At 68.7% G+C, this 26,182-nt stretch carries 29 protein-coding genes and 1 riboswitch; of the genes, 21 read left to right on the top strand and 8 right to left on the bottom strand.

Annotated elements, in window-relative coordinates; translation table 11 throughout:
• Positions 1 to 51: 51 nt before the first annotated feature.
• The 9 genes from ACWEPG_RS15345 to ACWEPG_RS15385 all read left to right on the top strand — a co-directional run bounded on the left by ACWEPG_RS15345 (position 52) and on the right by ACWEPG_RS15385 (position 7,486).
• Positions 52 to 993: a Rossmann-like and DUF2520 domain-containing protein gene (locus tag ACWEPG_RS15345; protein WP_450112352.1), complete on the top strand. Its 942-nt coding sequence runs from the start codon at positions 52 to 54 to the stop codon at positions 991 to 993.
• Positions 990 to 1,922 carry a pantoate--beta-alanine ligase gene (panC, locus tag ACWEPG_RS15350; RefSeq protein ID WP_450112351.1) on the top strand — a complete coding sequence of 311 codons (933 nt, stop codon included), beginning with the start codon at positions 990 to 992 and terminating at the stop codon, positions 1,920 to 1,922. Before ACWEPG_RS15345 ends, panC begins: the two co-directional genes overlap by 4 nt.
• Before the next feature lie 16 nt (positions 1,923 to 1,938).
• Positions 1,939 to 2,379: an aspartate 1-decarboxylase gene (panD, locus tag ACWEPG_RS15355; protein ID WP_450112350.1), complete on the top strand. Its 441-nt coding sequence runs from the start codon at positions 1,939 to 1,941 to the stop codon at positions 2,377 to 2,379.
• A gap of 2 nt (positions 2,380 to 2,381) precedes the next feature.
• Positions 2,382 to 3,197 (top strand): type III pantothenate kinase, encoded by an 816-nt coding sequence (locus ACWEPG_RS15360; protein ID WP_450112349.1) that lies wholly within the window; start codon positions 2,382 to 2,384, stop codon positions 3,195 to 3,197.
• A 169-nt stretch (positions 3,198 to 3,366) separates the two neighbouring features.
• Positions 3,367 to 3,936: a cysteine dioxygenase gene (locus ACWEPG_RS15365; RefSeq protein ID WP_450112348.1), complete on the top strand. Its 570-nt coding sequence runs from the start codon at positions 3,367 to 3,369 to the stop codon at positions 3,934 to 3,936.
• Entirely contained in the window at positions 3,933 to 4,355 is a 423-nt protein-coding gene (locus ACWEPG_RS15370; RefSeq protein ID WP_450112347.1) for a rhodanese-like domain-containing protein, read from the top strand. Before ACWEPG_RS15365 ends, ACWEPG_RS15370 begins: the two co-directional genes overlap by 4 nt.
• Before the next feature lie 93 nt (positions 4,356 to 4,448).
• Entirely contained in the window at positions 4,449 to 5,957 is a 1,509-nt protein-coding gene (gene lysS / locus ACWEPG_RS15375; protein ID WP_450112346.1) for a lysine--tRNA ligase, read from the top strand.
• Between the two features lie 117 nt (positions 5,958 to 6,074).
• Positions 6,075 to 6,419, top strand: a complete 345-nt coding sequence (locus ACWEPG_RS15380; RefSeq protein ID WP_450112345.1) for a histone-like nucleoid-structuring protein Lsr2 — start codon at positions 6,075 to 6,077, stop codon at positions 6,417 to 6,419.
• A gap of 101 nt (positions 6,420 to 6,520) precedes the next feature.
• A complete protein-coding gene (locus ACWEPG_RS15385; RefSeq protein WP_450112458.1) occupies positions 6,521 to 7,486 on the top strand; it encodes an esterase/lipase family protein in 966 nt (321 codons plus the stop codon).
• Positions 7,487 to 7,500: 14 nt separating this feature from the next.
• On the opposite strand, the gene ACWEPG_RS15390 is transcribed toward ACWEPG_RS15385, so the two are convergent.
• A complete protein-coding gene (locus ACWEPG_RS15390) occupies positions 7,501 to 8,475 on the bottom strand; it encodes an Acg family FMN-binding oxidoreductase (RefSeq protein ID WP_450112344.1) in 975 nt (324 codons plus the stop codon).
• A gap of 415 nt (positions 8,476 to 8,890) precedes the next feature.
• Between ACWEPG_RS15390 and ACWEPG_RS15395 the strand changes: the two genes are divergently transcribed.
• The 6 genes from ACWEPG_RS15395 (at position 8,891) to ACWEPG_RS15420 (ending at position 16,338) form a co-directional block, all read left to right on the top strand.
• Positions 8,891 to 11,437: an ATP-dependent Clp protease ATP-binding subunit gene (locus tag ACWEPG_RS15395; protein WP_450112343.1), complete on the top strand. Its 2,547-nt coding sequence runs from the start codon at positions 8,891 to 8,893 to the stop codon at positions 11,435 to 11,437.
• 150 nt (positions 11,438 to 11,587) lie between these two features.
• Positions 11,588 to 12,754, top strand: a complete 1,167-nt coding sequence (locus ACWEPG_RS15400; protein WP_450112342.1) for an alpha/beta hydrolase family protein — start codon at positions 11,588 to 11,590, stop codon at positions 12,752 to 12,754.
• 131 nt (positions 12,755 to 12,885) lie between these two features.
• A complete protein-coding gene (locus ACWEPG_RS15405; protein WP_452594737.1) occupies positions 12,886 to 14,517 on the top strand; it encodes an MFS transporter in 1,632 nt (543 codons plus the stop codon).
• 94 nt (positions 14,518 to 14,611) lie between these two features.
• Positions 14,612 to 15,046: an OsmC family peroxiredoxin gene (locus ACWEPG_RS15410; RefSeq protein ID WP_450112340.1), complete on the top strand. Its 435-nt coding sequence runs from the start codon at positions 14,612 to 14,614 to the stop codon at positions 15,044 to 15,046.
• Between the two features lie 183 nt (positions 15,047 to 15,229).
• Complete coding sequence (locus tag ACWEPG_RS15415; protein WP_450112339.1) at positions 15,230 to 15,409, top strand: hypothetical protein; 180 nt, start codon at positions 15,230 to 15,232, stop codon at positions 15,407 to 15,409.
• Positions 15,410 to 15,591: 182 nt separating this feature from the next.
• Positions 15,592 to 16,338, top strand: coding sequence for a DsbA family oxidoreductase (locus ACWEPG_RS15420; protein ID WP_450112338.1), 747 nt, complete (start codon positions 15,592 to 15,594; stop codon positions 16,336 to 16,338).
• Positions 16,339 to 16,421: 83 nt separating this feature from the next.
• Here the strand turns inward: ACWEPG_RS15420 and ACWEPG_RS15425 are convergent, their stop codons facing one another.
• From ACWEPG_RS15425 to ACWEPG_RS15435, 3 genes are all read right to left on the bottom strand, one after another.
• Positions 16,422 to 17,231: a CbtA family protein gene (locus ACWEPG_RS15425; protein WP_450112337.1), complete on the bottom strand. Its 810-nt coding sequence runs from the start codon at positions 17,229 to 17,231 to the stop codon at positions 16,422 to 16,424.
• Positions 17,222 to 17,416 (bottom strand): CbtB domain-containing protein, encoded by a 195-nt coding sequence (locus tag ACWEPG_RS15430; protein ID WP_450112336.1) that lies wholly within the window; start codon positions 17,414 to 17,416, stop codon positions 17,222 to 17,224. Before ACWEPG_RS15430 ends, ACWEPG_RS15425 begins: the two co-directional genes overlap by 10 nt.
• A 27-nt stretch (positions 17,417 to 17,443) precedes the next feature.
• Positions 17,444 to 17,561, bottom strand: a riboswitch (cobalamin riboswitch).
• A gap of 93 nt (positions 17,562 to 17,654) precedes the next feature.
• Positions 17,655 to 18,017, bottom strand: coding sequence for a nuclear transport factor 2 family protein (locus ACWEPG_RS15435; RefSeq protein WP_450112335.1), 363 nt, complete (start codon positions 18,015 to 18,017; stop codon positions 17,655 to 17,657).
• A 132-nt stretch (positions 18,018 to 18,149) separates the two neighbouring features.
• Here ACWEPG_RS15435 and ACWEPG_RS15440 point away from each other — a divergent pair, with 132 nt between their 5' ends.
• Positions 18,150 to 18,941: a helix-turn-helix domain-containing protein gene (locus ACWEPG_RS15440; protein WP_452594738.1), complete on the top strand. Its 792-nt coding sequence runs from the start codon at positions 18,150 to 18,152 to the stop codon at positions 18,939 to 18,941.
• 54 nt (positions 18,942 to 18,995) lie between these two features.
• Here ACWEPG_RS15440 and ACWEPG_RS15445 read toward each other — a convergent pair whose 3' ends face one another.
• Positions 18,996 to 19,307, bottom strand: coding sequence for an antibiotic biosynthesis monooxygenase family protein (locus ACWEPG_RS15445; RefSeq protein WP_450112333.1), 312 nt, complete (start codon positions 19,305 to 19,307; stop codon positions 18,996 to 18,998).
• Between the two features lie 40 nt (positions 19,308 to 19,347).
• Positions 19,348 to 19,743: a MarR family winged helix-turn-helix transcriptional regulator gene (locus tag ACWEPG_RS15450; RefSeq protein ID WP_450112332.1), complete on the bottom strand. Its 396-nt coding sequence runs from the start codon at positions 19,741 to 19,743 to the stop codon at positions 19,348 to 19,350.
• 100 nt (positions 19,744 to 19,843) lie between these two features.
• Between ACWEPG_RS15450 and ACWEPG_RS15455 the strand changes: the two genes are divergently transcribed.
• The 3 genes from ACWEPG_RS15455 to ACWEPG_RS15465 all read left to right on the top strand — a co-directional run bounded on the left by ACWEPG_RS15455 (position 19,844) and on the right by ACWEPG_RS15465 (position 22,539).
• The gene (locus ACWEPG_RS15455; RefSeq protein ID WP_452594739.1) at positions 19,844 to 21,310 is read left to right on the top strand and encodes an MFS transporter; all 1,467 of its coding nucleotides are present in this window, start codon (positions 19,844 to 19,846) and stop codon (positions 21,308 to 21,310) included.
• A gap of 48 nt (positions 21,311 to 21,358) precedes the next feature.
• A complete protein-coding gene (locus tag ACWEPG_RS15460) occupies positions 21,359 to 22,111 on the top strand; it encodes an alpha/beta fold hydrolase (protein ID WP_450112330.1) in 753 nt (250 codons plus the stop codon).
• 62 nt (positions 22,112 to 22,173) lie between these two features.
• Positions 22,174 to 22,539: an Imm51 family immunity protein gene (locus ACWEPG_RS15465; protein ID WP_450112329.1), complete on the top strand. Its 366-nt coding sequence runs from the start codon at positions 22,174 to 22,176 to the stop codon at positions 22,537 to 22,539.
• A 71-nt stretch (positions 22,540 to 22,610) separates the two neighbouring features.
• Here ACWEPG_RS15465 and ACWEPG_RS15470 read toward each other — a convergent pair whose 3' ends face one another.
• Complete coding sequence (locus tag ACWEPG_RS15470) at positions 22,611 to 23,525, bottom strand: A/G-specific adenine glycosylase (protein ID WP_450112328.1); 915 nt, start codon at positions 23,523 to 23,525, stop codon at positions 22,611 to 22,613.
• Between the two features lie 33 nt (positions 23,526 to 23,558).
• On the opposite strand from ACWEPG_RS15470, the gene ACWEPG_RS15475 reads away from it, so the two are divergent.
• Both ACWEPG_RS15475 and ACWEPG_RS15480 read left to right on the top strand, forming a co-directional pair.
• Entirely contained in the window at positions 23,559 to 24,191 is a 633-nt protein-coding gene (locus ACWEPG_RS15475; protein WP_450112327.1) for a carbonic anhydrase, read from the top strand.
• A gap of 84 nt (positions 24,192 to 24,275) precedes the next feature.
• On the top strand, positions 24,276 to 24,968 hold the full coding sequence (locus tag ACWEPG_RS15480; protein WP_450112326.1) for a hypothetical protein: 693 nt from the start codon (positions 24,276 to 24,278) through the stop codon (positions 24,966 to 24,968).
• 71 nt (positions 24,969 to 25,039) lie between these two features.
• Here ACWEPG_RS15480 and disA read toward each other — a convergent pair whose 3' ends face one another.
• Complete coding sequence (gene disA, locus ACWEPG_RS15485) at positions 25,040 to 26,119, bottom strand: DNA integrity scanning diadenylate cyclase DisA (protein ID WP_450112325.1); 1,080 nt, start codon at positions 26,117 to 26,119, stop codon at positions 25,040 to 25,042.
• Between the last annotated feature and the right edge of the window lie 63 nt (positions 26,120 to 26,182).

Consider the following 26,182-nt stretch of genomic DNA (forward strand, 5'->3'; position numbering starts at 1 on the left):
TGAACGTCCGGTACCCGCACCGCGGGACTGGAACGAACGAGAGGAACAACGGTGACCTCATCAGAGATCACTCGAGACGGGTCTTTTCCGGACCCGGCGCCCGCACGACTGACGGTGGGAATCGTCTCGGCGGGACGCGTCGGCACCGCACTCGGTGCGGCACTCGAACGAGTCGGCCACCTGGTGGTGGCGTGCTCCGCAGTATCCGACGCCTCGGTGCGCCGTGCCGAGCAGCGTCTGCCGGACTCCGAAATTCTGCCTGCCGCCGATGTCGCGGCCCGCTGCGAGCTGCTGATCCTGGCCGTCCCCGACGACGAGCTCGCGGACCTGGTGCACGGCCTTGCCGCCACCGAATCGGTTCGGCCTGGGACCCTTGTCGCGCACACGTCCGGAGCGAACGGTATCGGTGTGCTGACCCCGCTGACACAGATCGGCGCGGTGCCCCTGGCGATCCATCCGGCGATGACGTTCACCGGACACGACGAGGACGTGGCCCGCCTGGCGTCGGCCTGCTTCGGGATCACCGCCGCGGACGAGATCGGATATGCGATCGCCCAGTCACTGGTCCTCGAGATCGGCGGCGAGCCCGTGCGGGTCCGCGAAGAGGTGCGGCCCCTGTATCACGCGGCCCTCGCGCACGGCAGCAATCACCTGGTCACCCTCGTGTCCGACGCGGTGGCGGCGTTGCGCGTGGCCCTGGCCGGGGACGAACTCTTCGGGCAGCAGGCCGTCGACGGTGCCCCGAACGGTGTGGCCGAGCGGGTGCTCGCGCCGCTGCTGTCGGCCGCGCTCGACAACGCGCTGCGCCGCGGTTCCGCCGCGTTGACCGGCCCGGTGGCGCGTGGCGACCGGGCCGCGGTCGCGACCCACCTGCGCGTGCTCGGCGAGGTGGACCCACAACTTGCGGCCGGCTATCGGGCGTTGTCGCTGCGGTCGGCGCAGATCGTCGGGGCGGACCCGGCGCTGATCGAGATGCTGGAGGACCAATCGTGAACGGCTACACGCGCGGCGAGCTGACCGTGCACCACGAGCCCGCCGAGCTGACGAAGGTCACCCGGGCGCTGCGCGGGGTCGGCAGGCAGGTGGCGCTCGTGCCCACCATGGGTGCGCTGCATGCCGGTCACCTGGAACTGGTGCGGCAGGCCAAGCTGCGGGGTGCGGTCGTGGTGGTCTCGATCTTCGTCAATCCGCTGCAGTTCGGAGCGGGGGAGGACCTCGACGCCTACCCGCGCACCCTCGACGCGGACCTGGAGCTGCTGCGTGGGGAGGGCGTGGAGCTGGCGTTCGTTCCGACGGCCGCCGCGATGTACCCGAATGGGCAGCGCACCATGATCCACCCCGGCCCCGTCGGGGCCGAGCTCGAAGGTTCCAGCCGTCCAACGCATTTCGCCGGAATGTTGACGGTGGTCGCGAAGCTGCTGCAGATCGTCTCCCCGAACACCGCCTGGTTCGGCGAGAAGGACTACCAGCAGCTCACGCTGATCCGGCAGATGGTCCGCGACCTGAACTTCGACGTCGAGATCCGCGGAGTCCCCACCGTGCGGGAACAGGACGGCCTGGCGCTCTCCTCGCGGAACCGTTACCTCGACGAGAACCAACGAGCCGCTGCTGCCACGATTTCCGCGGCCCTCGTCGCTGGCGCCCACGCGGCGGCCGGGGGACCGGAGGCGATCCTCGCGACTGCTCGCGAGGTGCTCGCCGCCACGCCGGAGGTCGAGGTGGACTATCTCGAGGTCCGCGGCGTCGATCTCGGTCCGGCCCCCGAACGGGGTGACGGGCGCCTGCTGGTCGCGGCCAGGGTGGGTTCCACCCGGCTGATCGACAACGTCGGTGTCGCTGTCGGCACCGGATTCCTCGAACGGGACACCGACTCCCAGACCACCTCCGCGGCGACCACCGCCGACGACCAGATCACCCGTTAGACCTAAGGGGCTGAACATGTTTCGCACGATGATGAAGTCGAAGATCCACCGCGCCACCGTCACCCACGCCGACCTGCACTACGTCGGCTCGGTGACCGTCGACCAGGACCTGATGGACGCCGCCGACCTGCTCGAGGGTGAGCAGGTGTGCATCGTCGACATCGACAACGGTGCCCGGCTCGAGACCTACGTCATCGCGGGTGAGCGTGGCAGTGGTGTGATCGGGATCAACGGTGCGGCAGCGCATCTCGTGAACCCCGGTGATCTCGTCATTCTGATCGCGTACGGCGTGATGAACGAGCAGGAGTGCCGCGACTACAACCCGCGCGTGGTGTTCGTCGACGCCGACAACCGGCAGGTCGAGTTGGGGTCGGATCCGGCGCACGCACCGGAGGGTTCGGGGTTGATCACTCCACGGATGCTGAGCACCCTGGAGAACACCTCGGCGCTGGTGTAGCCGTGCTGCTGGCGGTCGACGTCCGCAACACCACGATCTCGCTGGGTGTGTTCACCGGCAGCGGGGAACACGCACGGCTGGAGCAGGATTGGCGCATGCGCACCGACCCGCGGATGACGGCCGACGAGTTGGCGCTGATGCTGCGGGGACTGCTCGGCTCGCGGGTCGAGCAGATCGTCGGCGTCTCGGCGCTGTCGACGGTGCCGTCGGTGCTGCGTGAACTGCGGGTGATGCTGTCCCGATACTGGGGGCAGGTCCCGCACGTGGTGGTCGAACCCGGGGTTCGTACCGGGGTGCCGCTGCTGGTCGACAATCCCAAGGAGGTCGGGGCCGACCGGATCGTGAACAGTCTTGCCGCACACCATCTCTACGGCGGTCCGTGCATCGTCGTCGACTTCGGGGTCGCGACCTGTGTGGACGTCGTGTCGGAGAAGGGGGAGTTCCTCGGCGGCGCGATCGCCCCGGGGCTGGAGACCTCGACCGACGCACTCGCCTCGCACTCGGCTGCGCTGCGCAAGTTCGAACTGGTGCGTCCCCGCGCGGTGGTCGGGAAGAACAGCGTCGAGTGCATGCAGGCCGGCGCGGTGTTCGGATTCGCCGGGCTGGTGGACGGCCTGGTGCGGAGGGTGCGGGCGGAGCTGCCCGCGTTCGCGGGTGACGACGTGACGGTGATCGCGACCGGAGACAGTGCGCCGCTGGTGATGCCGGAGTCCGAGACCATCGCGCACCTCGAACGCGACCTCGCACTCGAGGGTCTCCGCATCGTGTACGAGCGCACCCAGGCCCGCCGCGCGGCCAAGCGTTCGCCGGTGGTGTGACCGACTTCTTTCCGCCCGAACCTTTGCCAGACTTCGAATCTGTGTCACACTGGTCGACGTGATTGCTCGCATGGTTGCTCAGGAGTGTTGTCGAGGCTGACTGCCGCCTCGACTCGGTTGAGGCACGTCCATTCGCCTCCGCTGTTCACATTCTCCTGGAGTTACTTCCATGCTTTCCACATCTGTGGTCTCCACCCTTGCGTCCGTTCCCGCCTCGCGACCGTCGGTGTCCCCGAGCCGGCTCCGCCCCGCTGACCTGCTGCGCATCACCGACGAGGGCGCGCAGGACGTGCTCGACGGCCGGTTCGCGCATCTGCTTCCCGCGGGCGGCCTCTTTCCCACCGAGCAGCGCTGGTCCACCCGGTTGCACGCGGACGACGACGTCGACGTCTGGTTGATCAGCTGGGTCCCCGGTGAGGCGACGGAGTTGCACGATCACGCCGGTTCTTTCGGCGCGCTCACCGTCCTCAGCGGATCGCTGGCCGAATATCGCTGGGGCGGAACCGAACTCAAGTACCGAACGCTGGACGCCGGCGACCAGGCGTCGTTCCCGCTGGGATGGGTGCACGACGTCATGCAGGCGCCTGACAGCGCCGCCGGACCCGGCCTGCCGACACTGAGCGTGCACGCCTACTCACCACCACTGACCGCGATGTCGTACTACGAGGTCACCGATCGCGGCAGCCTGCGCCGCACCCGCACCGAGCTCACCGATCTCCCGGAAGGACTGTCGGCATGACCATCGACGAAATGCTCGAGAATGCCCGCAGCGCCTACCGGCGCACCACCGTGTTCGAACTCGCGGACGCCGTCGCCCGGGGCGCCATCCTGGTCGACATCCGACCGCAGGCCCAGCGCGATCGCGAGGGCACCCTGCCCGGCGCGCTGGCGATCGAGCGCAACGTGCTCGAGTGGCGACTCGACCCGGCCAGCAACGCGCGCATCGCGTTGGCCGCCGACCACGACGTCGAGTGGATCGTCGTCTGCTCCGAGGGGTACACCTCCAGCCTGGCCGCGGCGGCGCTGCAGGAACTGGGTCTGCGCCGGGCCAGTGATCTGGTCGGCGGGTACCAGGCGATCCGGGCCGCCGGCCTGCTCGGCGTCGCCACCCGGTCCCGGCACCTGATCCGGGACACCGAGGCGGTCGCCGCTCACTGAGCGGCGGTCACGCCCGGCGTCGGCGGGTCCCGTCGGCCGCTTGGGACGACCGTCGCGGTCGCTCCTCACGGCGGGGCATTACCCTGGTCAACCGTGAGTGATGTAGCAGCCGAGCACGACGACACCCCCGAGCAGCTTCGTATCCGCCGCGAGAAGCGGGAGCGGATCCTGGAGCAGGGCGGGCAGGCGTATCCCGTCTCGGTGCCGCGCACCCACTCGCTGGCGGAGATTCGCGCGAAGTACCCCGACCTGGAGCCGGACACCGCGACCGGCGAGCAGGTCGGTGTTGTGGGCCGGGTGATCTTCGTCCGCAACACGGGCAAGCTGTGCTTCGCGACCCTTCAGGAGGGCGACGGCACCCAGCTGCAGGCGATGCTCAGCCTCGCGAACGTCGGTGAGGACGCCCTCGCCGCATGGAAGTCGGACGTCGACCTCGGCGACCACGTGTTCGTGCGCGGCGAGGTGATCAGCTCCCGCCGCGGCGAGCTGTCGGTGATGGCCGATTCGTGGCAGCTCGCGTCCAAGTCGCTGCGTCCGCTCCCGGTCGCGCACAAGGAGATGAACGAGGAGTCGCGCGTCCGTCAGCGCTACGTCGACCTGATCGTGCGGCCCGAGGCCCGTGAGATGGCCCGCAAGCGGGTCTCGGTGGTGCGGGAACTGCGCAACGCGCTCGAACGCCGGGGCTTCCTCGAGGTCGAGACCCCGATGCTGCAGACCATCGCCGGTGGTGCCGCAGCCCGGCCGTTCATCACGCACTCGAACGCGCTCGACATCGACCTGTACCTGCGGATCGCTCCGGAACTGTTCCTCAAGCGCTGCGTGGTCGGTGGCATCGAGAAGGTTTTCGAGATCAACCGGAATTTCCGCAACGAGGGCACCGACTCGACGCATTCGCCGGAGTTCGCGATGCTCGAGACCTATGAGGCGTACGGCACCTACGACGATTCCGCGACGATGATCCGCGAATTGATCCAGGAGGTTGCGCAGAACGCCCTGGGCACGCAGGTCGTCACGCTGGCGGACGGCACCGAGTACGACCTGAGCGGCGAGTGGAAGACGATGGAGATGTATCCGTCGTTGTCCGCCGCGATCGGCGTCGAGGTGACCCCGGACACCACCGTCGACGAGCTGCTCGCGCTCGCCGCGAAGGTGGGTCTCGAGGTGCCGAAGGACAAGGGTTACGGTCACGGCAAGCTCGTCGAGGAGCTGTGGGAGCACCAGTGCGGCGATCAGCTCCACGAGCCGACGTTCGTCCGCAACTTCCCGGTCGAGACGTCGCCGCTGACCCGGCAGCATCGCAGCCTGCCCGGGGTCACGGAGAAGTGGGACCTGTACGTGCGGGGCTTCGAGTTGGCCACCGGGTACTCGGAACTCGTCGATCCCGTCATCCAGCGCGAGCGGTTCGTCGATCAGGCGCGTCTGGCCGCGGCCGGTGACGACGAGGCGATGGCCCTCGACGAGGAGTTCCTCGCGGCGATGGAGCACGGCATGCCGCCGACCACCGGCACCGGTATGGGCATCGACCGACTGCTGATGGCATTGACCGGATTCGGTATCCGGGAAACCATCTTGTTCCCAATTGTCCGGCCGTCCGCGCGGTGATCGATTTCTAATAGATTTGCCATTATCCGACATTCGGTATTCTCGGTGCGGGGGTAGACTCGCGGAATCCGGTGCACGGGGCTCGGAATGCGCGTTATTGCGAAGGGAACTCGGGTCATGGCAAAGAAGGTCACCGTCACTCTGATCGACGACGTGGATCAGGAGTCGACAGCTGACGAAACGGTTGAGTTCGGGCTCGACGGGGTGACCTACGAGATCGATCTGTCGTCGGAGAATGCGGCCCGTTTGCGTGAGCAGCTCGAGGTGTGGGTTTCGCACGCACGCAAGTCGACGGGTCGTCGTCGCGGAAAGCCTGCTCAGGTCGCCGGAAAGTCCCGAGTGGCGGTGGATCGCGAACAGAGTGCCGCGATCCGCGAGTGGGCGCGGCGCAATGGCCATCCCGTGTCCGCCCGGGGTCGAATTTCCGCCGAAATCACCGAGCTGTACAACAAGGCAAACTGAACCACCACATTTCCCTGCCCGTTTCCCCTGTCCACGCATGGCTGCGCTGCTAGCCTGCGGGCAGGGGAAACGGCGTCAACAAAGGGGGGTGCGTGGTGCGAGTGCGAAATGTCTCCGGTGTCAGGCTCGGTGCCGCATTGTTCGCTGCGTTAATTCTTGCATCGGCGACTCTATTTCTCGGCGCCGGTAATGTCCGCGCGACACCGGCACCCCTCCCCGTTCCGTACCAGTTCCTGGCCGGCGTCCCGTTGGAACTCGGCAATCCCGGCGGATCCGCCCCGGGGTCGAACGACTGGAACTGCAAGCCCACCGCGGAGCATCCGGAGCCGGTCGTGCTCGTGCACGGCACCGCAGGCAACCGGCAGACCAACTGGGCGACCTACGCGCCTCTGCTGGCGAACGAGGGTTACTGCGTCTTCGCCCTGACCTACGGCGCCCACGAGGCTCTCCCGTGGCCGATCAGCGCCCTCGGTGGGATGGCCCCGATGGAGGAGAGCGCCGCACAACTCGGTGCGTTCGTGGATCGGGTGCTCGCCGCAACGGGCGCGCGGAAGGTCGACATCGTCGGCCATTCCCAGGGCACCCTCATGCCGACGTACTGGGTCAAGTTCCTCGGTGGCGCCGACAAGGTGGGGAAGTACGTCTCGCTGGCGCCGCTGTGGAACGGAGAGGGAGCGTTCGAGCTGGACACGAACCTCGCCGCGCTCCGTCAGGGCGGGCTCGACGTGGCCGGGCCTGCGATCGCCCCGCTGTGCTCCGCGTGCGGGCAGTTCGTCGCCGGATCCCGGTTCATGACCGCGCTGCGTGACGGCGGTGTCTACGCGCCGGGCATCACCTACACGAACATCATCACCCGGTACGACGAGGTCGTGATCCCGTACACGAGCGGCTACGAGGAGGGTCCGAACGCAACCAACATCCTCGTCCAGGACCGCTGCGACCGGAACTTCGGCGACCACCTCTCCATTGCCGGTGAACCGGTCGCGGCGACGCTCGTGCTCAACGCGCTCGATCCCGCGCATCCGCGACCGGTGCCGTGCGTGTTCGTCCCGCCGGTCGTCGGCTAGTACTGGGGCACGCCCTAAGCGAAGGTCAGCACCTGGGTGACCGGTCGGCGCGGGGTGTCGTTCAACGTCGCCGGGTGGGTCGGCGTGCCGACCCGGATCAGCAGTTGCGGGAACCCGGCCTCGGGGGCGAGCGCGTGGATGACGTCGCGGCTGCGATCGATGTCGGTCAGGTGGGTGAGCGGGCACGTGGCGAGCCGCTGCACCGTCGCCTCGAGCGAGACCACGGACAGGGCCTGACCGCACCGAACCCAGTCGGTGGGGCCGTCCCCCCGGGTGCTGAGCACCAGCACGGTCGATTCGTCGACCGCGTCATCACCCGGGACCGGTGCGGTGTGCGGGTCGGGGAACGTACGACCGACCGGCACCTTCGCGCGCTCGGCGCGGGTCGCCAGTGCGCTCTCCGGGATGCCCTCGGTCTCGAAGCTGTGCCCGGCCCACCAGTGCAGTTCGGCCTGGTAGGAGGCGTCGTATCGGCGTGCCGCGGAGCTCAGCTCGGTGGCCTCGGCCAGCGTGGGGCGGGTGTCGGCGGCCAGGAAGGTCACCGTCACGTCGTCGTCGGTGACGGTGCCGAGCAGTTTGTGCAGCAACGGGTTGTCGGGCAGCGGCGCGAACGCGGTGCGGTCGGTGCGGCGCCGCCGGATCGCGGCGAGCAGGTCGAAATCGTGCGACTGGGGTCGCGCATCCCGGCTGAAGCGGATCGTCGCCACCAGTTGCGGCTGTGCGGGGTCAGGGAGCAGGTCGACGTGGGCACACCAGCGCAGTGCCGTCAGCGCGACCGTCAGATGGTGCAGGGCCGCGCCGCAGCTGATGAGCAGCTGCCGGCCGCGCGGGTCGGCGGCAACCAGGAGGCGGCTGGGGTCGGCGTACAGGTCGAGCCGGCCTGCGTCGTAACGCCACAGCCACGGCTGACTGTTGTGCACCGACGGGGCCCGGCAGGCCAGGTCCACTGCGGTGCGTACGACATCGGTGTCGGGGATGATGGCGTCCATGGCGTGGTCCTCACGATCTTGTCCTTGTGGACAAGTCTCGGCCGGGCCGAATCCCGAGGCTAGGGTCGATGGTCCCGACTTCGTCGCCCGTCGTCCGAGCGCGGCGAATCGTGTTCCGGGCCGCCGGTCGGAAACCTCGATGTTCGGCGGCGGGAATTTCCTCGACCGTTTCTCGTTCGGACAATAGGAACGCATTGCGGGGGAGCAAACCGCCCCTTCCGGCACTGTTCGCTGATGGCGTAGCGCCGTCGGGAAACGAAACCCCTGGCTGCTGCGTTGGGACAGGTAAGCATGCAGACTGTCCCCGTCTTCAATGGGATGGAGGCGGCGCAGGTCGCATCACCGGCCACTAGAGTGGAGGTGCGGCTCGTAAATCCCGCTGGGGATCTACCCATAAAGAACGTGAGGGAGAGCGATGTTCGAGAGGTTCACCGACCGCGCACGGCGCGTTGTTGTCCTGGCCCAGGAAGAGGCCCGGATGCTCAACCACAACTACATCGGCACCGAACACATCCTGCTCGGCCTCATTCACGAGGGCGAGGGTGTGGCGGCGAAGTCGCTTGAGTCGTTGGGTATCTCCCTCGAGGGCGTGCGCAGCCAGGTGGAAGAGATCATCGGGCAGGGGCAGCAGGCCCCGTCCGGTCACATCCCGTTCACCCCGCGTGCGAAGAAGGTGCTGGAGCTGAGCCTGCGCGAGGCGCTGCAGCTCGGCCACAACTACATCGGCACCGAGCACATCCTGCTCGGCCTGATCCGTGAGGGCGAGGGCGTCGCCGCCCAGGTGCTGGTCAAGCTTGGCGCCGACCTGAACCGGGTCCGTCAGCAGGTCATCCAGCTGCTGTCCGGCTACCAGGGCAAGGAGCCTACGGAGACCGGCGGAGGCCGCGGCGAGGCAGGCACCCCGTCCACCTCGTTGGTTCTCGACCAGTTCGGCCGCAACCTGACGCAGGCCGCGCTCGAGGGCAAGCTCGACCCGGTCATCGGCCGCTCGAAAGAGATCGAGCGCGTCATGCAGGTGCTCAGCCGTCGCACCAAGAACAACCCGGTGCTGATCGGCGAGCCCGGCGTCGGCAAGACCGCCGTCGTCGAGGGCCTGGCGCAGGCCATCGTCAACGGCGAGGTCCCCGAGACCCTCAAGGACAAGCAGCTCTACACCCTCGACCTGGGTTCCCTGGTCGCGGGCAGCCGGTACCGCGGTGACTTCGAGGAACGCCTGAAGAAGGTCCTCAAGGAGATCAACACCCGCGGCGACATCATCCTGTTCATCGACGAGCTGCACACCCTGGTCGGTGCCGGCGCGGCCGAGGGCGCGATCGACGCGGCCTCGATCCTGAAGCCGAAGCTGGCCCGCGGCGAGCTGCAGACCATCGGTGCGACCACCCTCGACGAGTACCGCAAGTACATCGAGAAGGACGCCGCCCTCGAGCGCCGGTTCCAGCCGGTGCAGGTCGGTGAGCCGACGGTCGAGCACACCATCGAGATCCTCAAGGGTCTGCGGGACCGGTACGAGGCGCACCACCGCGTCTCGATCACCGACGGTGCGCTCGTCGCGGCGGCCACCCTCGCGGACCGCTACATCAACGACCGCTTCCTGCCGGACAAGGCGATCGACCTGATCGACGAGGCAGGCGCCCGGATGCGCATCCGCCGGATGACCGCGCCGCCGGACCTGCGCGAGTTCGACGACAAGATCGCCGACGCGCGCCGGGAGAAGGAGTCCGCGATCGATGCGCAGGACTTCGAGAAGGCCGCGAGCCTGCGCGACAAGGAGAAGCAGCTGGTCGCGCAGCGCGGCGAGCGGGAGAAGCAGTGGCGCTCCGGCGACCTCGACGTCATCGCCGAGGTCGACGACGAGCAGATCGCCGAGGTCCTGGGCAACTGGACCGGCATCCCGGTGTTCAAGCTCACCGAGGAGGAGACCACCCGTCTGCTCCGTATGGAGGACGAGCTGCACAAGCGGATCATCGGCCAGGAGGACGCCGTCAAGGCGGTCTCGAAGGCGATCCGCCGCACCCGTGCCGGCCTGAAGGATCCGAAGCGTCCGTCCGGTTCGTTCATCTTCGCCGGCCCGTCCGGTGTCGGTAAGACCGAGCTGTCCAAGGCGCTGGCGAACTTCCTGTTCGGCGACGACGACGCGCTCATCCAGATCGACATGGGCGAGTTCCACGACCGCTTCACCGCCTCGCGGCTGTTCGGTGCCCCTCCGGGTTACGTCGGCTACGAGGAGGGCGGCCAGCTCACCGAGAAGGTGCGGCGCAAGCCGTTCTCGGTGGTGCTGTTCGACGAGATCGAGAAGGCGCACCAGGAGATCTACAACACCCTCCTGCAGGTGCTCGAGGACGGCCGCCTCACCGACGGTCAGGGTCGCACGGTCGACTTCAAGAACACGGTGCTGATCTTCACCTCGAACCTGGGCACCGCCGACATCTCGAAGGCCGTCGGGCTGGGCTTCTCGTCCGGCAGCGGCAGCGAGTCGAACTACGAGCGCATGAAGCTCAAGGTTCACGACGAGCTCAAGAAGCACTTCCGTCCCGAGTTCCTCAACCGCATCGACGACATCATCGTCTTCCACCAGCTCACGCAGGAACAGATCATCGAGATGGTGGATCTGATGATCGGCCGTGTCGAGAAGCAGCTGAAGAACAAGGACATGGACATCGAGCTGACCGAGCAGGCGAAGGCGCTGCTCGCCAAGCGTGGCTTCGATCCGGTGCTGGGTGCGCGGCCGCTGCGTCGCACCATCCAGCGCGAGATCGAGGACCAGCTGTCGGAGAAGATCCTCTTCAACGAGCTGGGCCCGGGCCAGATCGTCCTGGTCGACGTCGAGGGCTGGGACGGCGAGGGTGCCGGCGAGAACGCGAAGTTCACGTTCACCGGAACCCCGAAGCCGGTCAAGGTTCCCGATTCGCCGGCCGAGGCGCTGGCGAGCGCAGGCGAGTCCGACACCGCCGCAGGCGAGTAGCCACAGCACACACCACGACGCCCCGGAAGCATCCGCTTCCGGGGCGTCGTGGTGTGTGGGTCGGTTGCCGGTTGCCGGTTGCGGAGTTTCTTATGATCGAACGACGAACGATCGCAGGGGGCGCCGGTGTCCGAGCGCAGGCTCGTACGCGTGACCGCCGCGGCTGTGCTGGTGCTCGTCGCGGGGTTGGTGCAGGCCCTCGCCGTGCCGGTGGCCCATGCGCAGGGGGTGGTGTTGCCGACACCGACCGGACCGTACCCGGTCGGCAGTGCGGCACTGCACCTGATCGACGAAGGCCGCGCCGACCCCTGGCATCCTGACCGGCGCCGCGAACTGATGGTCACCGTGTGGTATCCGGCGCGGGACGTGGCCGGCCGTCCACGCGCCGGCTACACCGGTGCCGAGGCGGCTCTCGGCTACCCGCTCGGCGGGCGTCCCCTGACCGGAGTGACGGGGAACTCGTACGTCGGAGCCCCGGTCGACGATGCGCTCGGGGCGGTGCCGACCGTGCTGTTCTCGCCCGGCTTCGGCACCGCGCGCGGCGTATACACGGTGATGGCCGAGGAGCTCGCGAGCCGTGGCTTCGTGGTGGTCGCGATGGATCACACCTTCGAGACCCCGGCGGTGGCGTTCCCCGGTGAGCGCGTCGAGTACGTGGACACCGCGGTGCTGCGGGACGAGTCGATGATCGATGTCCGGGTCGCCGACAGCCGCTTCGTGCTCGACGATCTGTCCCGGATCGCGGCAGGCGTGAACCCGGACGCCGAGCAGGCCGCGCTCCCCGCTGGCCTCGCACAGGGCCTCGACCTCGACCGGGTCGGGATGTTCGGGCACTCGTACGGCGGGTACACAGCGGTGGAGGTGATGCGGGTGGACGCGCGCGTCGATGCCGTCGTCGACCTCGACGGAGCGATCGGGTCCGACGACGAGCCGTCGTCCGCGGTGACGGAGCCGCCGGATCGACCGGTCCTGCTGTTGGCGAGCGGGGCCACCTACCGGTCGAGGGGTGGCGGCCCGGTGACCTGGGATCCGACGTGGGGTCCGTTCCTGACGAACCACCGCGGCTGGGTGCGGGCGATTGCCCTACTCGACTCCGGGCACTTCAGTTATTCGGACCTACCCGTCTTCATCCCCATTGCCTCGGGGGTGTTGCCGTCGATCACCACCGCGGCCGGGATCGGCTCGCCCGAGCGCGCGATCGCGGTGCAGCGCGAGTACGTCCCCGCGATGTTCGACCGGTTTCTTCGTGATCGTGACGGCGCGCTCCTGGACGGTCCGTCACCGCGGTTCCCTGAAATGCGCTTCTGGGGGCAGTGACCGGCCCGCACCGGTCGGCCGGGTCGCCGGTGACGAGAGGCCCGACGGATCACCGCCGGCTTGCCGTCCGTGGGAAGTGCAGGCCGAGGCTACACCGGACCACGCGGTTTGCCACGGTGTTCCCCGGATCGATGGCGGAAGGTGCGGACGTGGTGTCCACTTGTACGGTGGCAACCCTCGTGGAGACCCGTCCCGCGCGTGCGTCGCTGGTGCTGACGACGCTGATTCTCGTTGCGGCCGTGGCGAATCTGAACCTTGCCGTCGCGAACGTCGCGCTGCCCGACATCGGGCGCGACTTCGACGCCAGTCAGACGTCGCTGAACCTGATCGCGGTCGGGTTCTCGCTGGGCCTGGCCGCGTCGGTGCTCTATCTCGGCGCGGTGGGGGACCGCTACGGCCGCAAGACGATGCTGGTGCTGGGCATGCTGCTGTCGCTGCCTGCCTCCCTGCTCGCCGGATTCGCGCCGAACGAGCAGGTGCTGTTTCTCGCCCGGGTGCTCGGCGGCCTCTCCGCGGGCATGGCCTACCCGACCACCCTCGCCCTGATCACCGCACTGTGGGCGGGCGCGGCACGAACCAAGGCGATCGCGTTGTGGTCGGCGATTGGCGGCGGGTTGTCCGCGCTGGGTCCGCTGGTCGCCGGGGCCCTGCTGGAATGGTTCTTCTGGGGTTCGGTGTTCCTGGTGACCATTCCGCTGGTGTTGGTGGCGCTCGCGATGACGATGGTGTTCGTGCCGAGCCACGTCAACGAGTCGTCCGATCCGGTCGACCATCTGGGAGGGATGGTGTCGGTGGTCCTGGTGGGTGCCCTTGTGCTCGGCATCAACTTCCTCCCCGTGGACGGGATGAAGACGACGGCTCTGGTCGCGCTCGGGATCGCGGCGGTCGCCGGGATCGTGTTCGTCCTCCGCCAGTTGCGCGCCCGCAACCCCCTGTTCGACCTGAGGATCGCCAGGCGCCGGATCTTCTGGGTCGCTGCGGTGGCGGGCATCATCGTGTTCGGCACGCTGATGGGGGCGATGTACGTCAGCCAGCAGTATCTGCAGAACGTGCTCGAGTATTCCACCATCGCGGCGGGATCGGCGGCGTTGCCCGCCGCGGTCGTCATGATCCTGGTCGCGCCGCACTCGGCCCGGCTCGTCGAGTCCAGGGGATCGCGGTTCACGCTGCTGACCGGGTACGTCGCCATTGTCGCGGGACTCGCGGTGGCGCTGCTGCTGTGGAATGAGGACGCCGACTACTGGGTGATCGCGCTCGGCTTCATGCTCCTCGGCGCAGGCGTGGGCCTGGCGGGAACCCCGGCGTCGCACTCCCTCACCGGGTCCGTCCCGGTGTCGCGTGCCGGAATGGCCTCCGGCACAGCCGATCTGCAGCGCGATCTCGGTGGTGCGATCGTGCAGTCCATCCTCGGTGCACTGCTCACCGCGGGATACACGGCGTCGTTCTCGGCCACCATCGCCGCGACCCCGCAGGCGTCCGAGGTCAGCGAGCAGACGCAAACCGCGTTGGAGAAGTCGTTCGCGGGGGCGGTGAACATTGCCGAGCGCTATCCGCAGTACGCGCAGCAGATCATCGCCGCGGCCCGTTCGGCCTTCCTCGAGGGCGACAACCGCGCGTACGCCGCCGCGATCGTGATCGTGCTGATCGGTGCCGCGCTGGTGTTCTTCGCGTTCCCCCGAGGGGATGCGGAGCGTGCACTGCTCGAGCGGTACGCGTCCGAGGACACCGCCGACGATCCGGACCGGAAGATGGCCGAGTCCTAGGCCGGTCGCCGGTGCGCCGAAAAGGGCGCTCGCGGGGGGCGGCCGGGACGAGACTGGTGGTGTCCGCTCGTCCGCCACTCGGAAGGAATCGCTCATGCCCACTCGTATCGCACGCACCGCATGGAACGGAACCCTCGAGCAGGGCTCCGGCCAGACCGAGCTGACCAGCTCGGGCCTGGCGACGTTCGACGTCTCCTTCCCGAAACGCGCCGCGGAGGAGGCGAATGGCGCCACCAGCCCCGAGGAGCTGATCGCGGCGGCACACTCGGCGTGCTACGCGATGCAGCTGTCGGCTCTGATCGGTGAGGCAGGCGGGGTGCCGCAGAGCCTGGAGGTCACCGCTGTCGTCGGTCTCGGCCCCGACGATCCCGGATTCAAGCTGACCGGGATCACGCTGACCGTCCGGGGTGAGGTCGAGGGTCTCGACGCCGACGGGTTCGCGCGGGTCGCGCAGGCGGCGAAGGAGACGTGCCCGGTCAGCAAGGCGTTGACGGGTGTGCCGATCACCCTGGACGCGGCGCTCGTTTGATCGCTGTACAAAAGATTGATCCTCGCAAAATGGCGTGAGCTCATTTATCATGGATTTCGCCGCGCCGATGCGTGAAGACGCCGTGAGACGCGGAATTCCCTTTGAAAAAATGGCACATCGTGAGACTTCGGTTAATCCGTCGCCTCGGACCAACGACTGCCGCCGAAGTGAGGATCGAATAACGTGGCCAACTCCGTCAAGGCTCCCGCCCGCCATCTCGTCGCGAAGATTGCCCTGGTAGGGGCGCTTGCTGCTGTGCCGCTCGGCTTCGCCGCCCCGGCGTTCGCAGTAGGCACCCATGCCGGCAGCTGCAATTTCAACGGGAACGTGAAGTGGGTGAAGGATTGCCCCGACGCGAAGTAGGAGTGAAATCGCGCGGCACCGAACAATTTCAATCGATGTAAGAAAACTGCCCCGGGCACCGAATGGTTCCCGGGGCAGTTCGTATTTGCGCCTGTGACGCAATCGGGATTCGGTCACCTGTCCGGCGCCTGATGCCGGGACGACCCGGCCGACGGGCCCTGGAACAAAACTCACGGTGATCGATGTTTCAACCAGTCGTGAGCCTCGAATCCGTTGACCCGTCCGCCCCCGTCGTGCTGGAGGTGTGGTCCGACATCGCCTGTCCGTGGTGCTACATCGGCAAGAAGCGGTTCGAGACCGCTCTCGCGCAGTTCCCGCACCGCGATCAGGTGCAGGTCGTGTGGCGGTCCTACCTGCTCTCCCCGGACACCCCGGTCGGACTGCGGCGCCCCGAGATCGACGCACTCGTCGAGATGAAGGGCATGCCCGCTGATCAGGTGAAGCAGATGTTCGCGCACGTCGCGAGCACCGCCGCCGCCGACGGGCTGACGATGGACTTCGAGACCGTCATCGCGGCCAACACCTTCGACGCGCACCGGCTCGTCCACTTCGCAGGCGACCGCGGTGAGGACCTGATGGCCGCGCTGTTCCGCGCCCACTTCGAACAGGGTCGAGTCGTCGACGACCGCGACGAGCTGGTCGCGATCGCCGCGGAGGCCGGGCTCGACGCCGACGCCGTCCGCTCTGCCCTCGATTCCGACGCCGAGGCCGACCGCGTGCGTGACGATCTCGCGCAGGCCCGCGCGCTCGGTATCTCCGGGGTTCCGTTCTTCGTCGCCAACCGGGCGATCGGTGTCTCCGGCGCCCAGCCCGTCGAGGTCTTCACCCAGCTGCTGGAGAAGGCCTACGCCGACGCGAGTCCGATCGTCACCCTCGCCGGTGCCGCCGACGCGGACGGCACCTGCACCGACGGCTCCTGCGCCGTCTGAGGCGCCAGACCCCACCAACGGCTGAAGGGCACCTTCGTTCGGACAATGCGAACGACGGTGCCCTTCAGGCAGGTGGGGACGGGTCAGCGCGTGCCGGCGAGCGCGGGCTGCATACGGGTCGCGCGCTCGGTGAGGAACGCGAACCCGAGTCCGAGGGCCAGCCACAGCGTCGCCTGGATGGCGAGCGACGAGATGCGGAATTCCCACAGGAGTGTCGCGGGGAAGTCCTCGCCGACCTCGTTGATGCCGGGCATCACGACGTAGCCGACGGCGACGACCGCGAGGAATGCCAGCACCGGGGCCGCGACCTGGATGGACAGGTAGCCGGTGGACGCCACCAGGCGTGCGACGTAGACGGCCACGGCCACCGCGAACAGACCCAGGACGACCGACGCGAGCCACAGCCAGGTGCGCTGGTTGATGGTGTCCGGGTCGCCGACGGCGGGCGGGTTCGCCGGGTACTTGAAGAACGGCACCGCCTCGATCGCGAGCCAGCCCGCACCGGCCAGTGCCAATGCCAGCACCGGGCCGGACAGCGTGGTGACTCGGCGTGCGTAGTGGGCGACGACCGCGAAGATCGCGCCCAGAGCCAGGCCGGCGAGCGTGGTCGCGAGGAACAGCCCGGCCCGCTGGCCGTCGCGGCTGACCAGGGCGTCGTCGCCGTGGGAGTGGCCCGCCGTTGCACCGGCCTCGGCGTCGCCGTGGTCGTGTGCCGCCGTGGTGTCGTGCGCGTGCTCCTCGGCCGGGGCGGAGGCGGCTTCCTCGATCGCGATGGCCGCGTCGACGTGCGGTTCGCCGATCACGAACGCGACGGCACCGGCCAACAGGCCTGCGACGAGGCCGGCCAGCAGGCCGCGGACGAGGAGTTTCGTGAAAGTGTCGGTCAGTGGCACGGCAGTCCCAGCAGGTGTCGGCCGTCATGCATGAGTTCGTGCATGTACATGCCGGTGCGCGAGACCGCGCCCTGGTCGAAACCGACCAGGTACAGGGTCAGCATCGCGAGCAGGACCACGCCCGCGATGATCAGGGCAACACCGACCGACTCGGTCGACCTGCTGGGGGTGTGAACAACAGCCATCGTTCCTCCTTGGGATTACGCGTCCCTCAAAGCACAGGCGATGACGACGGTGTCTGGCTGTCGAGGAAGCCCTCGATTACAGTGGCGCGACCGCTCCGGACTCGTACCGGATTCCCGTCGGGCATCGCAATTACTCGCGCACTGTCGCACCGACCTGCCTCCGCTGTCAATCGGGACACGGCGCCACCGCCCGATCCCTCGGCGGCCCGGAAGGTGTCCGGGCCGCCCGTCGGGAGGCTCAGGAGGGAACCTTGTCGAGGAACCCGAGCACGTGCACGAGCCGTCCCGCCTCGTCGTGCTCGACGACGTCGAAGCCCTCGATCAGGTCCTCGGCGCCGGTGGGCCCGAGCTGCCAACCGAACCGCGCCTGCTCGTGGTGGCCGTCCACCGGGCCGCGGAGCCGGAAGCGCATCGCGGGGAACCGCTCCTGTACCGCGTCGATCGTCGCGTCGATCTCCGCGTGACCGCACGCCGCGACCGTCGGGTCGACGTAGCGACCGTCCGGCGCCCATAGTTCCTCGATCGCGGTGCGGCGCGCGCCGGGGTCGGTTTCGTTCCAGACCGCGATGTACCTGGCGGCGAGGGTGTCGAAGTCGCTCATGGGAGCCTCTTTCGATCGGTTGTGCCGGCCCGGGTGGCCGACTGACGAGACCACTGTGCGGCCGGTGCGGCCGGTCGTCGATTACCCGGGAGGTAATGGATCCGCCTCCCCGGTCGCGCTTAGGCTCGGGCGATGACCACACTCGTGGGACGGGATCGGCCGGTCGGTGATCTGTTGCGCCACTGGCGTGAACACCGACGGATGAGTCAGCTGGAACTGGCCGGCCGTGCCGAGGTGTCGGCCCGGCATGTCAGTTTCCTCGAGACGGGGCGTTCGCGCCCGACCCGGGCGATGCTGTTGAGGCTCAGTGAACAGCTGGACATTCCACTGCGGGAACGTAATTCGCTCTTCCTTGCGGCGGGCTTCGCGCCCGCCTACCCGGAGCATGCGCTCGGTGACGTCCCGATGGCCTCGGTGGCGCGGGCGATCGCGCAGATCCTGCACGCACATCTGCCTTCCCCGGCGGTGGTCGTGGACCGGCACTGGCACCTGGTGGACGGCAACGACGCGGTCGCGCTGCTGGTCGACGGCTGCTCTGCGGACCTGCTCGAGCCCCCGGTCAACGTACTGCGCCTGAGTCTGCACCCGGAGGGCATGGCCCCGAGGATCGTGAACCTCGGCCAGTGGCGAGCCCACGTGCTGCGCCGCCTCGAGCACCAGATTGCCGCGACCGGCGACCTGGTGCTCGGTGGTCTCGCCACCGAGCTCGCGGGCTATCCGTGCGCCGATCCCGCGGTCGAACCGGAGCCGGGCGCGCTGGTGGTGCCGATCCGAATCCGTACGGCGGCAGGTGAACTGGCACTCCTGAGCGCAACGACGGTGTTCGGGACGCCGCTCGACGTCACCGTGGCGGAGCTGGCGATCGAGACGTTCCACGCCGCCGACGAACGCACGGCCGAGGCGCTGCGTCGGTTCGCGGGTTGACGGCGCGCCGGCCGCCGCGAAAGCGCGCGGCCGGCGCTGCCGGAAGGGGGTGGGTCAGGCCTGCTTCGCCGCGACGTCGAGGACGACCTCGAACTCGAGCAGCGAGGCGCCGGTCGCGACCGGCTTCTTGGCCTCGCCGGCGTGCGCGGCGCGGGCGTCGCCGTCACGCCATGCGGCGAAGGCGTCCTCGGACTCCCACTGGGTCACGACGAAGTAGCGGGTCTCACCGCCCGTCGGACGCAGCAGCTGGAAGCCGAGGAACCCCGGCGAGTTCTCCACGGTGCCCGCGCGCTGCGCGAACCGCTTCTCCAGCTCCGGACCGGCGCCCTCGGGCACCTCGATTGCGTTGATCTTCACGACTGCCATGGCCGCGAGGGTACTCCCGCCGGGCCCGGTGCCGGCCGGTTCAGCCCGCGGCGGCGGTGTCGGGTTCGCCGAGATGTTCGGTCAGTACCGCCAGTTGGATCTTGCCGGCGTCGGCATGCACCTCGCGTCCGGCGTCGGTGACGTCGACGAAGACGCCTCGACGGTCGGATTCGCACAGCGATCGCGACACCAGGCCGGCCTTCTCGAGCCGGGCGACGCTGCGGGAGAGGGCGCTCGGGCTGAGGTACATGTCGGCGGCCAGTTCCTGCATCCGTGGATGCGTGCAGGTCACCGACACCAGGCGGTCCAGTGTCTCGAAGTCGCTCATGCTCAGCCCGTGTGCGCTCTGCATCTGCCGGTCGAGCTCGCATGCGATGCCGTTGTACCGGCTGAGCAGGGCGCGCCAACTGTCGCGCAGCTCCGCTTCTGTCGTCATGGCCGCATCCTAGTTCGGCCTCCGGATCGGTGCAAGCAAAATAAATGCAAAGGAAATTTATGCTTGTGCATTGATTGCGTGTGCATCTAATCTTGCCGACGTGACTGTCACCGGAACCACCTCGAACCTGACAACGCCGGATTCCCCAGCCCCCGAACAGGGTTGGACCGGCCGCCTCTGGGGGATCCTCGCGGTGCTCTGCGTCGTGATGTTCCTCGACGGACTCGACGTCTCCATGGTCGGCGTCGCGCTCCCGTCCATCGGTGCCGAACTCGGCCTCGACACCACCTCGCTGCAATGGATCATCAACGGCTACGTGCTCGGTTTCGGTGGCCTGCTGCTGCTCGGTGGGCGCACCGCCGACCTGCTCGGCCGCCGCCGCGTCTTTCTCGTGGCACTGTCCGTCTTCGCGGTCGCGTCGCTGATCGGAGGCGTCGTCGACAACGGAACCCTGCTCATCGTGACGCGGTTCGTGAAGGGCCTCGCCGCGGCGTTCACCGCTCCGACCGCGATGTCGATCCTGACCACGACGTTCCGGGAGGGTTCCGCCCGCAACCGGGCGCTGTCGATCTTCTCGGTCTTCGGCGCGAGTGGCTACTCGTCCGGACTGATCCTCGGCGGTCTGCTCACCAGCGCGGGCTGGCGGTGGACGTTCCTGATGCCGGTGCCGTTCGCGGTCGCCGCGCTCGCGGCGGCGTGGGTGCTGATCCCGAAGGACCGTCCGGCCGACAGCGGAGGGCACGACCTCGTCGGCGCGGTCACCCTCGTCACGGGAATGCTGCTCACCGTCTACACCGTGGTGTCCGCACCGACCCGCGGATGGGCAGATCCGCTCACCCTCGGATCGTTCGTACTCGCTGCGGCCCTGCTGATCTCGTTCTTCGCGATCGAGAACCGGGTGCCGCACCCGCTGGTGCGGCTGAGCATCCTGCGGGTCGGGACCATCGTGCGGGCCAACCTTGCCGTCGTCGCGCTGTTCGGCTCCTACCTGAGCTTCCAGTTCATGATGACGATCTTCCTGCAGTCTGTATTGGGCTGGTCGCCGTTGAAGATGGCGCTGGCGCTGCTGCCGACCGGGTTGATCGTCGCGGTGACATCGCCGTTCGTCGGTCGGCCGATCGACCGGTTCGGAACCTCCCCGATGATCCTGGCCGCGCTCACCTCGCTCAGCCTGGGCTACCTGTGGTTCCTGTTCGTCGGCAGTGATCAGCCGACGTACGCGGTGGCGATCCTGCCCGCCGCGATCCTCCTCGGCATCGGGTTCGCACTCGGTTTCACCTCGATCATGGCGCAGGCCACCGCCGGTGTGGACGACGCGGAGCAGGGCTTGGCCTCGGGGTTGGTGCAAACCTCCGCCCAGGTCGGCGCCGCGCTCGTGTTGGCACTGACCACCGCGCTGGTCACCGCCGGATCGCATGCCGGGGGATCGGCCGGCGCCGGTTTCGACCAGTTCCGGCCCGGTCTCGTCCTGGTGACCGGTGTGGCGCTGGTCGGTCTGGCGATCACCGTCGCACCGTCGATCCGGCGCCGGAGATACACCGCGGTCCCCACGCCCTGGCAGGACTGATCGGAGTTGTTCACCGATGTGGCGCGGCACCGGGCTAGCCTCGGTGCCGTGCTGCATGACGAGGGTGGGACCGGCCGGCCGATTCTGTTGCTCCACGGGCTGATGGGCAGCGCCCGAACCTGGCGTCGACACGTGCCATGGCTGCGCGATCACGGCCACGTGTACACGTTCGACGCGGCCGGGCACGGCCGCCCGGCGCCGACGGAACTGACCACCGAGGCGTTCGTCGCCGACCTTGCGTCCGCGCTGGACCCGATCGACGAGCCGATGGCCGTGATCGGTCACTCGATGGGCGGACTGCACGGCTGGTGTTTCGCCGCCGCCCACCCCGGCCGGGTGCGGGCACTGGTCGTCGAGGACATGGCGCCCGATTTTCGGGGGCGAACCGCAGCGGAGTGGGCGGCGATGATCGGGTCCTGGCCGACCCCGTTCCGCGACGAGCAGCACATGGTCGAGTTCTTCGGACCCGTTGCCGCGCAGTACTTCATGGACTCGTTCGACCGCCGCGACGACGGCTACCACCTGCACGGTGAGGTGCCCGTCTGGCGCGACATCTCCGAGGAGTGGGGCACCCGCGACTTCTGGTCGCAGTGGGCGGAGGTGCAGGCGCCCGCGCTGCTGCTCGAAGGCGAGTTCACCATCACCCCGGCGGGGCAGATGCGGGAGATGGCGCGGATGCCGAGGAGGGCCGAGACCCGCTACGAGTGGGTCGCCGGTGCGGGACATCTCGTGCACGACGACCGGCCCGCCGAGTACCGCGCGGCTGTCGAGACCTTCCTCGCCGACGTCGACCGGCCGTAGTCGCCCGGTAGCACCGAACTCCGGTTCGCGCTGGTGTCGGACGGCTTGGATACGGTTGCGCCATGGCAACTCCCAGCGACTTCGACGCCCTCCGCCCAGTCCTTCTCGTCACCGGGGACAACGGCTCCAGCATCATCTACTCGCCCGGTGGGCCCGAATACCATCAGCACCGAACGGCGCTGGAGGCACATGGAATCGAGGGTTCCGGCTACGACTTCTCGGGGGCACTCCAGGCGGTGCTGACGGATCGGTCCCCGGCGACACTCGACGCGGTGGGCTTCGATCCCGAGGGCGGCATGGTCAGCGTGTACGGCAACGACCTCGACGCCCTGCTGATCGCCGCACGGACCCTGCACACCCTGGTTCTGGACGCCGACGCGCTGGGGGCCGCTCTCGCCCGCTCGATCGAGCTCGGCCTCGACGACTAGGGCGAAACCGACTGGGGCGAAACCGACTGGGGCGAAACCGACTGGGGCGAAACCGGCTGGGGCGAACCGACTCAGCCCTCCCCGGCGAGGGCGAAGAGCCCGTCCTCGGTCTGCTCGATCAGTCCGTCGACGAGCAGCGAGTCCAGTGCCCGGTCCCGCTGTGCGACGTCGGTGAGCCAGACCTGGTCCAGCCGTGCGCGTTCCACGGGTCCGTGACTGTCCCGCAGGACGTCGAGGAGGCGGCCGCGCACTTGCCTGTCGGTGCCCGCGAACTTCTGCACCCTGCGCGGCGGTCCGGTGTGCGCGGGCCGTCCGGCCGCCACCCACGCACAGTCGTCGAGCGGGCAGCGTCCGCAGTCGGGGGTGCGGGCCGTGCACACGGTCGCCCCCAGTTCCATCAGCGCCGCCGAGAACACCGCCGCGCGGGCCCGGGTCCGCGGCAGCAGCACCGCCGCGTCGGCGAGGTCCCGGTTCGTCGACGGGTTGCCCGGTTCGGCGGCCCCGTGCACGGCGCGGGCGATGACCCGCCGAACGTTGGTGTCCACCACCGGAACCCGCTGTCCGTAGGCGAAGCACGCGACGGCCCGGGCGGTGTACGCGCCGATGCCGGGCAGGGACAGCAGCACGTCCACGTCGTCCGGCACCACGTCGCCGTGTTCGGCGGCGAGCACGCCCGCGCACTCGTGCAGGCGCAGCGCCCGGCGCGGGTAGCCGAGCTTGCCCCACGCCCGGAGCACCTCGCCCTGGCCCGCCGCGGCCATCGCCGACGGCACCGGCCAGCGCGCCACCCACTGCTCCCAGATCGGCGCCACCCGGGCGACCGGGGTCTGCTGGAGCATGATCTCGCTCATCAGGATGTGCCAGGCCGTGACCCCGTCGTGCCGCCACGGCAGGTCACGCGCCGCACGCTCGTACCAGCCGATCAGTGCGCTGGATTTCACCGGATCGTCACTCTGCCCTTCGCTGTTTCGCCAGGTCGCCACCATGTCCGTTTCGGGGAGGGGTGCACAATGGCTGACATGCCCAATTCGAACCCCATTTCAGCCTGGAAGGCCCTCAAGGAGGGTAACGAGCGGTTCGTCAGTGACCAGCCGCTGCATCCCAGCCAGGGCATCGCCGACCGAGCGGAGCTCGTCAAGGGACAACATCCCACCGCGGTGCTGTTCGGATGCGGGGACTCCCGCGTCGCCGCCGAGATCATCTTCGACCAGGGGCTCGGCGACATGTTCGTCGTGCGTACCGCAGGTCACACCATCGACACCGCCGTCCTCGGATCGATCGAGTACGCGGTCGGTGAACTCAACGTGCCGCTGATCGTCGTGTTCGGCCACGACAGCTGCGGGGCGGTCGCCGCGACGCTCAAGGCACTCGACGACGGCGAGGTCCCCGGCGGGTTCATCCGCAGCCTCGTCGAACGAGTCACCCCGTCGATCCTGATGGGCCGTAACGAGGGACTGAGCACCGTCGACGAGCTCGAAGGCCGGCACGTGATCGAGACGGGCCGCCTGCTCATGGACCGGTCCCGGATCATCGCCGAGAAGGTCGAGAAGGGCACTTGCGCGATCGTCGGTGTCACCTACACGCTGGCCGACGGCAGCGTGAAGCTGATCAGTGTGGTCGGCGACGTCGGAGAGACCGCAGACGAAAGCTGACCGGAGGCCTGACACGCGGACAGGTGGACGACACGCCGGACCTGGTTGAGGGTGCGTGTACCGCGGGCACCTACCGTGGTATCCGTGATGGAACCGTCCGGGCCGCTGCCCCCCGAGATCTACTGGCGACGTCGCTGGCTTGCCATCGGTGCTGGGGTCGTCGCGCTTCTCCTGCTGATCTGGATCGTCTCCGCCCTCCGCGGCGGGGGCGACGACGATCCCGCCGCTGATGCGGCGGCCGTGAGTTCGTCGCTGACGTCGACGACCTCGGCCTCCGGATCGGCGACCGAGTCGAGTTCCGCCGCGGGCGGCGCGTCCGGATCGGAGTCGTCGGCGGCGTCCGGCGAGGGCTCCCCGTCCGGTACCGCCGTCGCCGCGCCCGCGGGCCAGTGCGCCGACAACTCCCTGGCCATCAAGGTCAGCGCCGACAAGGCGACGTACCCGGCGGGGGAGGAGCCGGAGTTCGGGATCGTCATCACCAACATCGGCAACGGGACGTGCGACCGGGACCTCGGCGCGGGGATGCAGCAGGTCCTCGTCTACACCCTCGACGGCCAGCAGCGGCTGTGGTCGAACAACGACTGCTACCCGAACGCCGCGCCCGACCTGCGCACACTCAAGCCCGGTGAGCAGGCTGCGTTCACGGTCAAGTGGTCCGGGGCGACCTCCGAGCCGGGATGCGCCGCACCCCGGGACCCGGTCGGCGCCGGCGCCTACACCGTGGTCGGGCAGCTCGGGAACCTGCGCAGCACCCCGGAGCCGTTCAACCTGAGCTGATGCGCTTTCGTTGCTCGTGAGTGAACTTCATCTCGGTGAGGGTGAAATTCGCTCACGGGCGGCCCAGCCGCTCAATCGAACGGGCCCGTGATCGATGTCTCGGCGAGCCGGGACAACCCCTCCCGGATGTGCCGGGCCCACAGCCCACCGATCCCGTCGACCGCCTGCAGGTCGGCGGCCGTCGCGGCGAGCAGCCCCTGCAGCGTGCCGAACGAGGCGACCAGCCGGTGCACCTGATGGAACTGGAGGCGCGGCACCCGCGCCAGCACGCGGTATCCGCGGGGGCTCATCGGCGCGTCCAGCGCCTCGATCGTCCCCGGGTACCCGAACGCCCGGGCGAGCGTGGTCAGGTCGAGAAGATCCGCGTCCGTCAGCTTGTCGAGTGCGGCGAGGGTGTGTTCGACCGACTCGGTGGACGGCTGGCCGGGGCCGGCCAGGTAGTCCCGCGCCACCAGCTGGCGGGCCACGTCGTTGTTGCCGACCAGCTCCTCGAGCTGCAGCGCCAGCTGTCTGCCGTCGGTGCCGAGTTCGAGGACGTCGCGTTCGATCTCGACGGACACCCGGCGGACCATCTCCAGCCGCTGCGCCACCGTCAGCGCATCACGGAGTGTGACGAAGTCCTCGATCTCGACGACGGACAGTGCGTTGGTGACCTCGGTCAGCCGCGACTTGTACCGCTCGAGGGTGGCGACCGCCTGGTTGGCGCGCGACAGGATCGTCGGTGAGCCCTCCAGTACGTGCCGGACGCCGCCGACGTACACGGAGACGATGCTCATCGACTGGCTCACGGACACCACCGGGTAGCCGGTCTGGATCGCGGTCCGCTCGGCGGCCCGGTGCCGGGTGCCGGACTCGACGGTCGGGATCTTGTAGTCGGGCACCAGCTGGACGTTCGCGCGGACGATGCGCGTGCCGTCGGTCGAGAGCACCACCGCCCCGTCCATCTTCGACAGCTCGCGCAGCCGGGTGGGGGCGAACTCCACGTCGAGCTCGAATCCGCCGTCGCAGAGCTCCTCGATCTGGTCGTCGTAGCCGAGAACGATCAGTGCGCCGGTGCGTCCGCGCAGGATCCGTTCCAGCCCGTCCCTCAGTTCGGTGCCCGGTGCCAGCCGGGCAATCGTTTCGCGAAGCGTGGCCGCGGTGTCGTCCATCGCCGTCCCCCCTTGCCTCGCTGGAATCCGCGCGGCGCCGTACCGGTGCACGGGAGGCGATCG

The organism is Rhodococcus sp. NPDC004095, assembly GCF_053604015.1.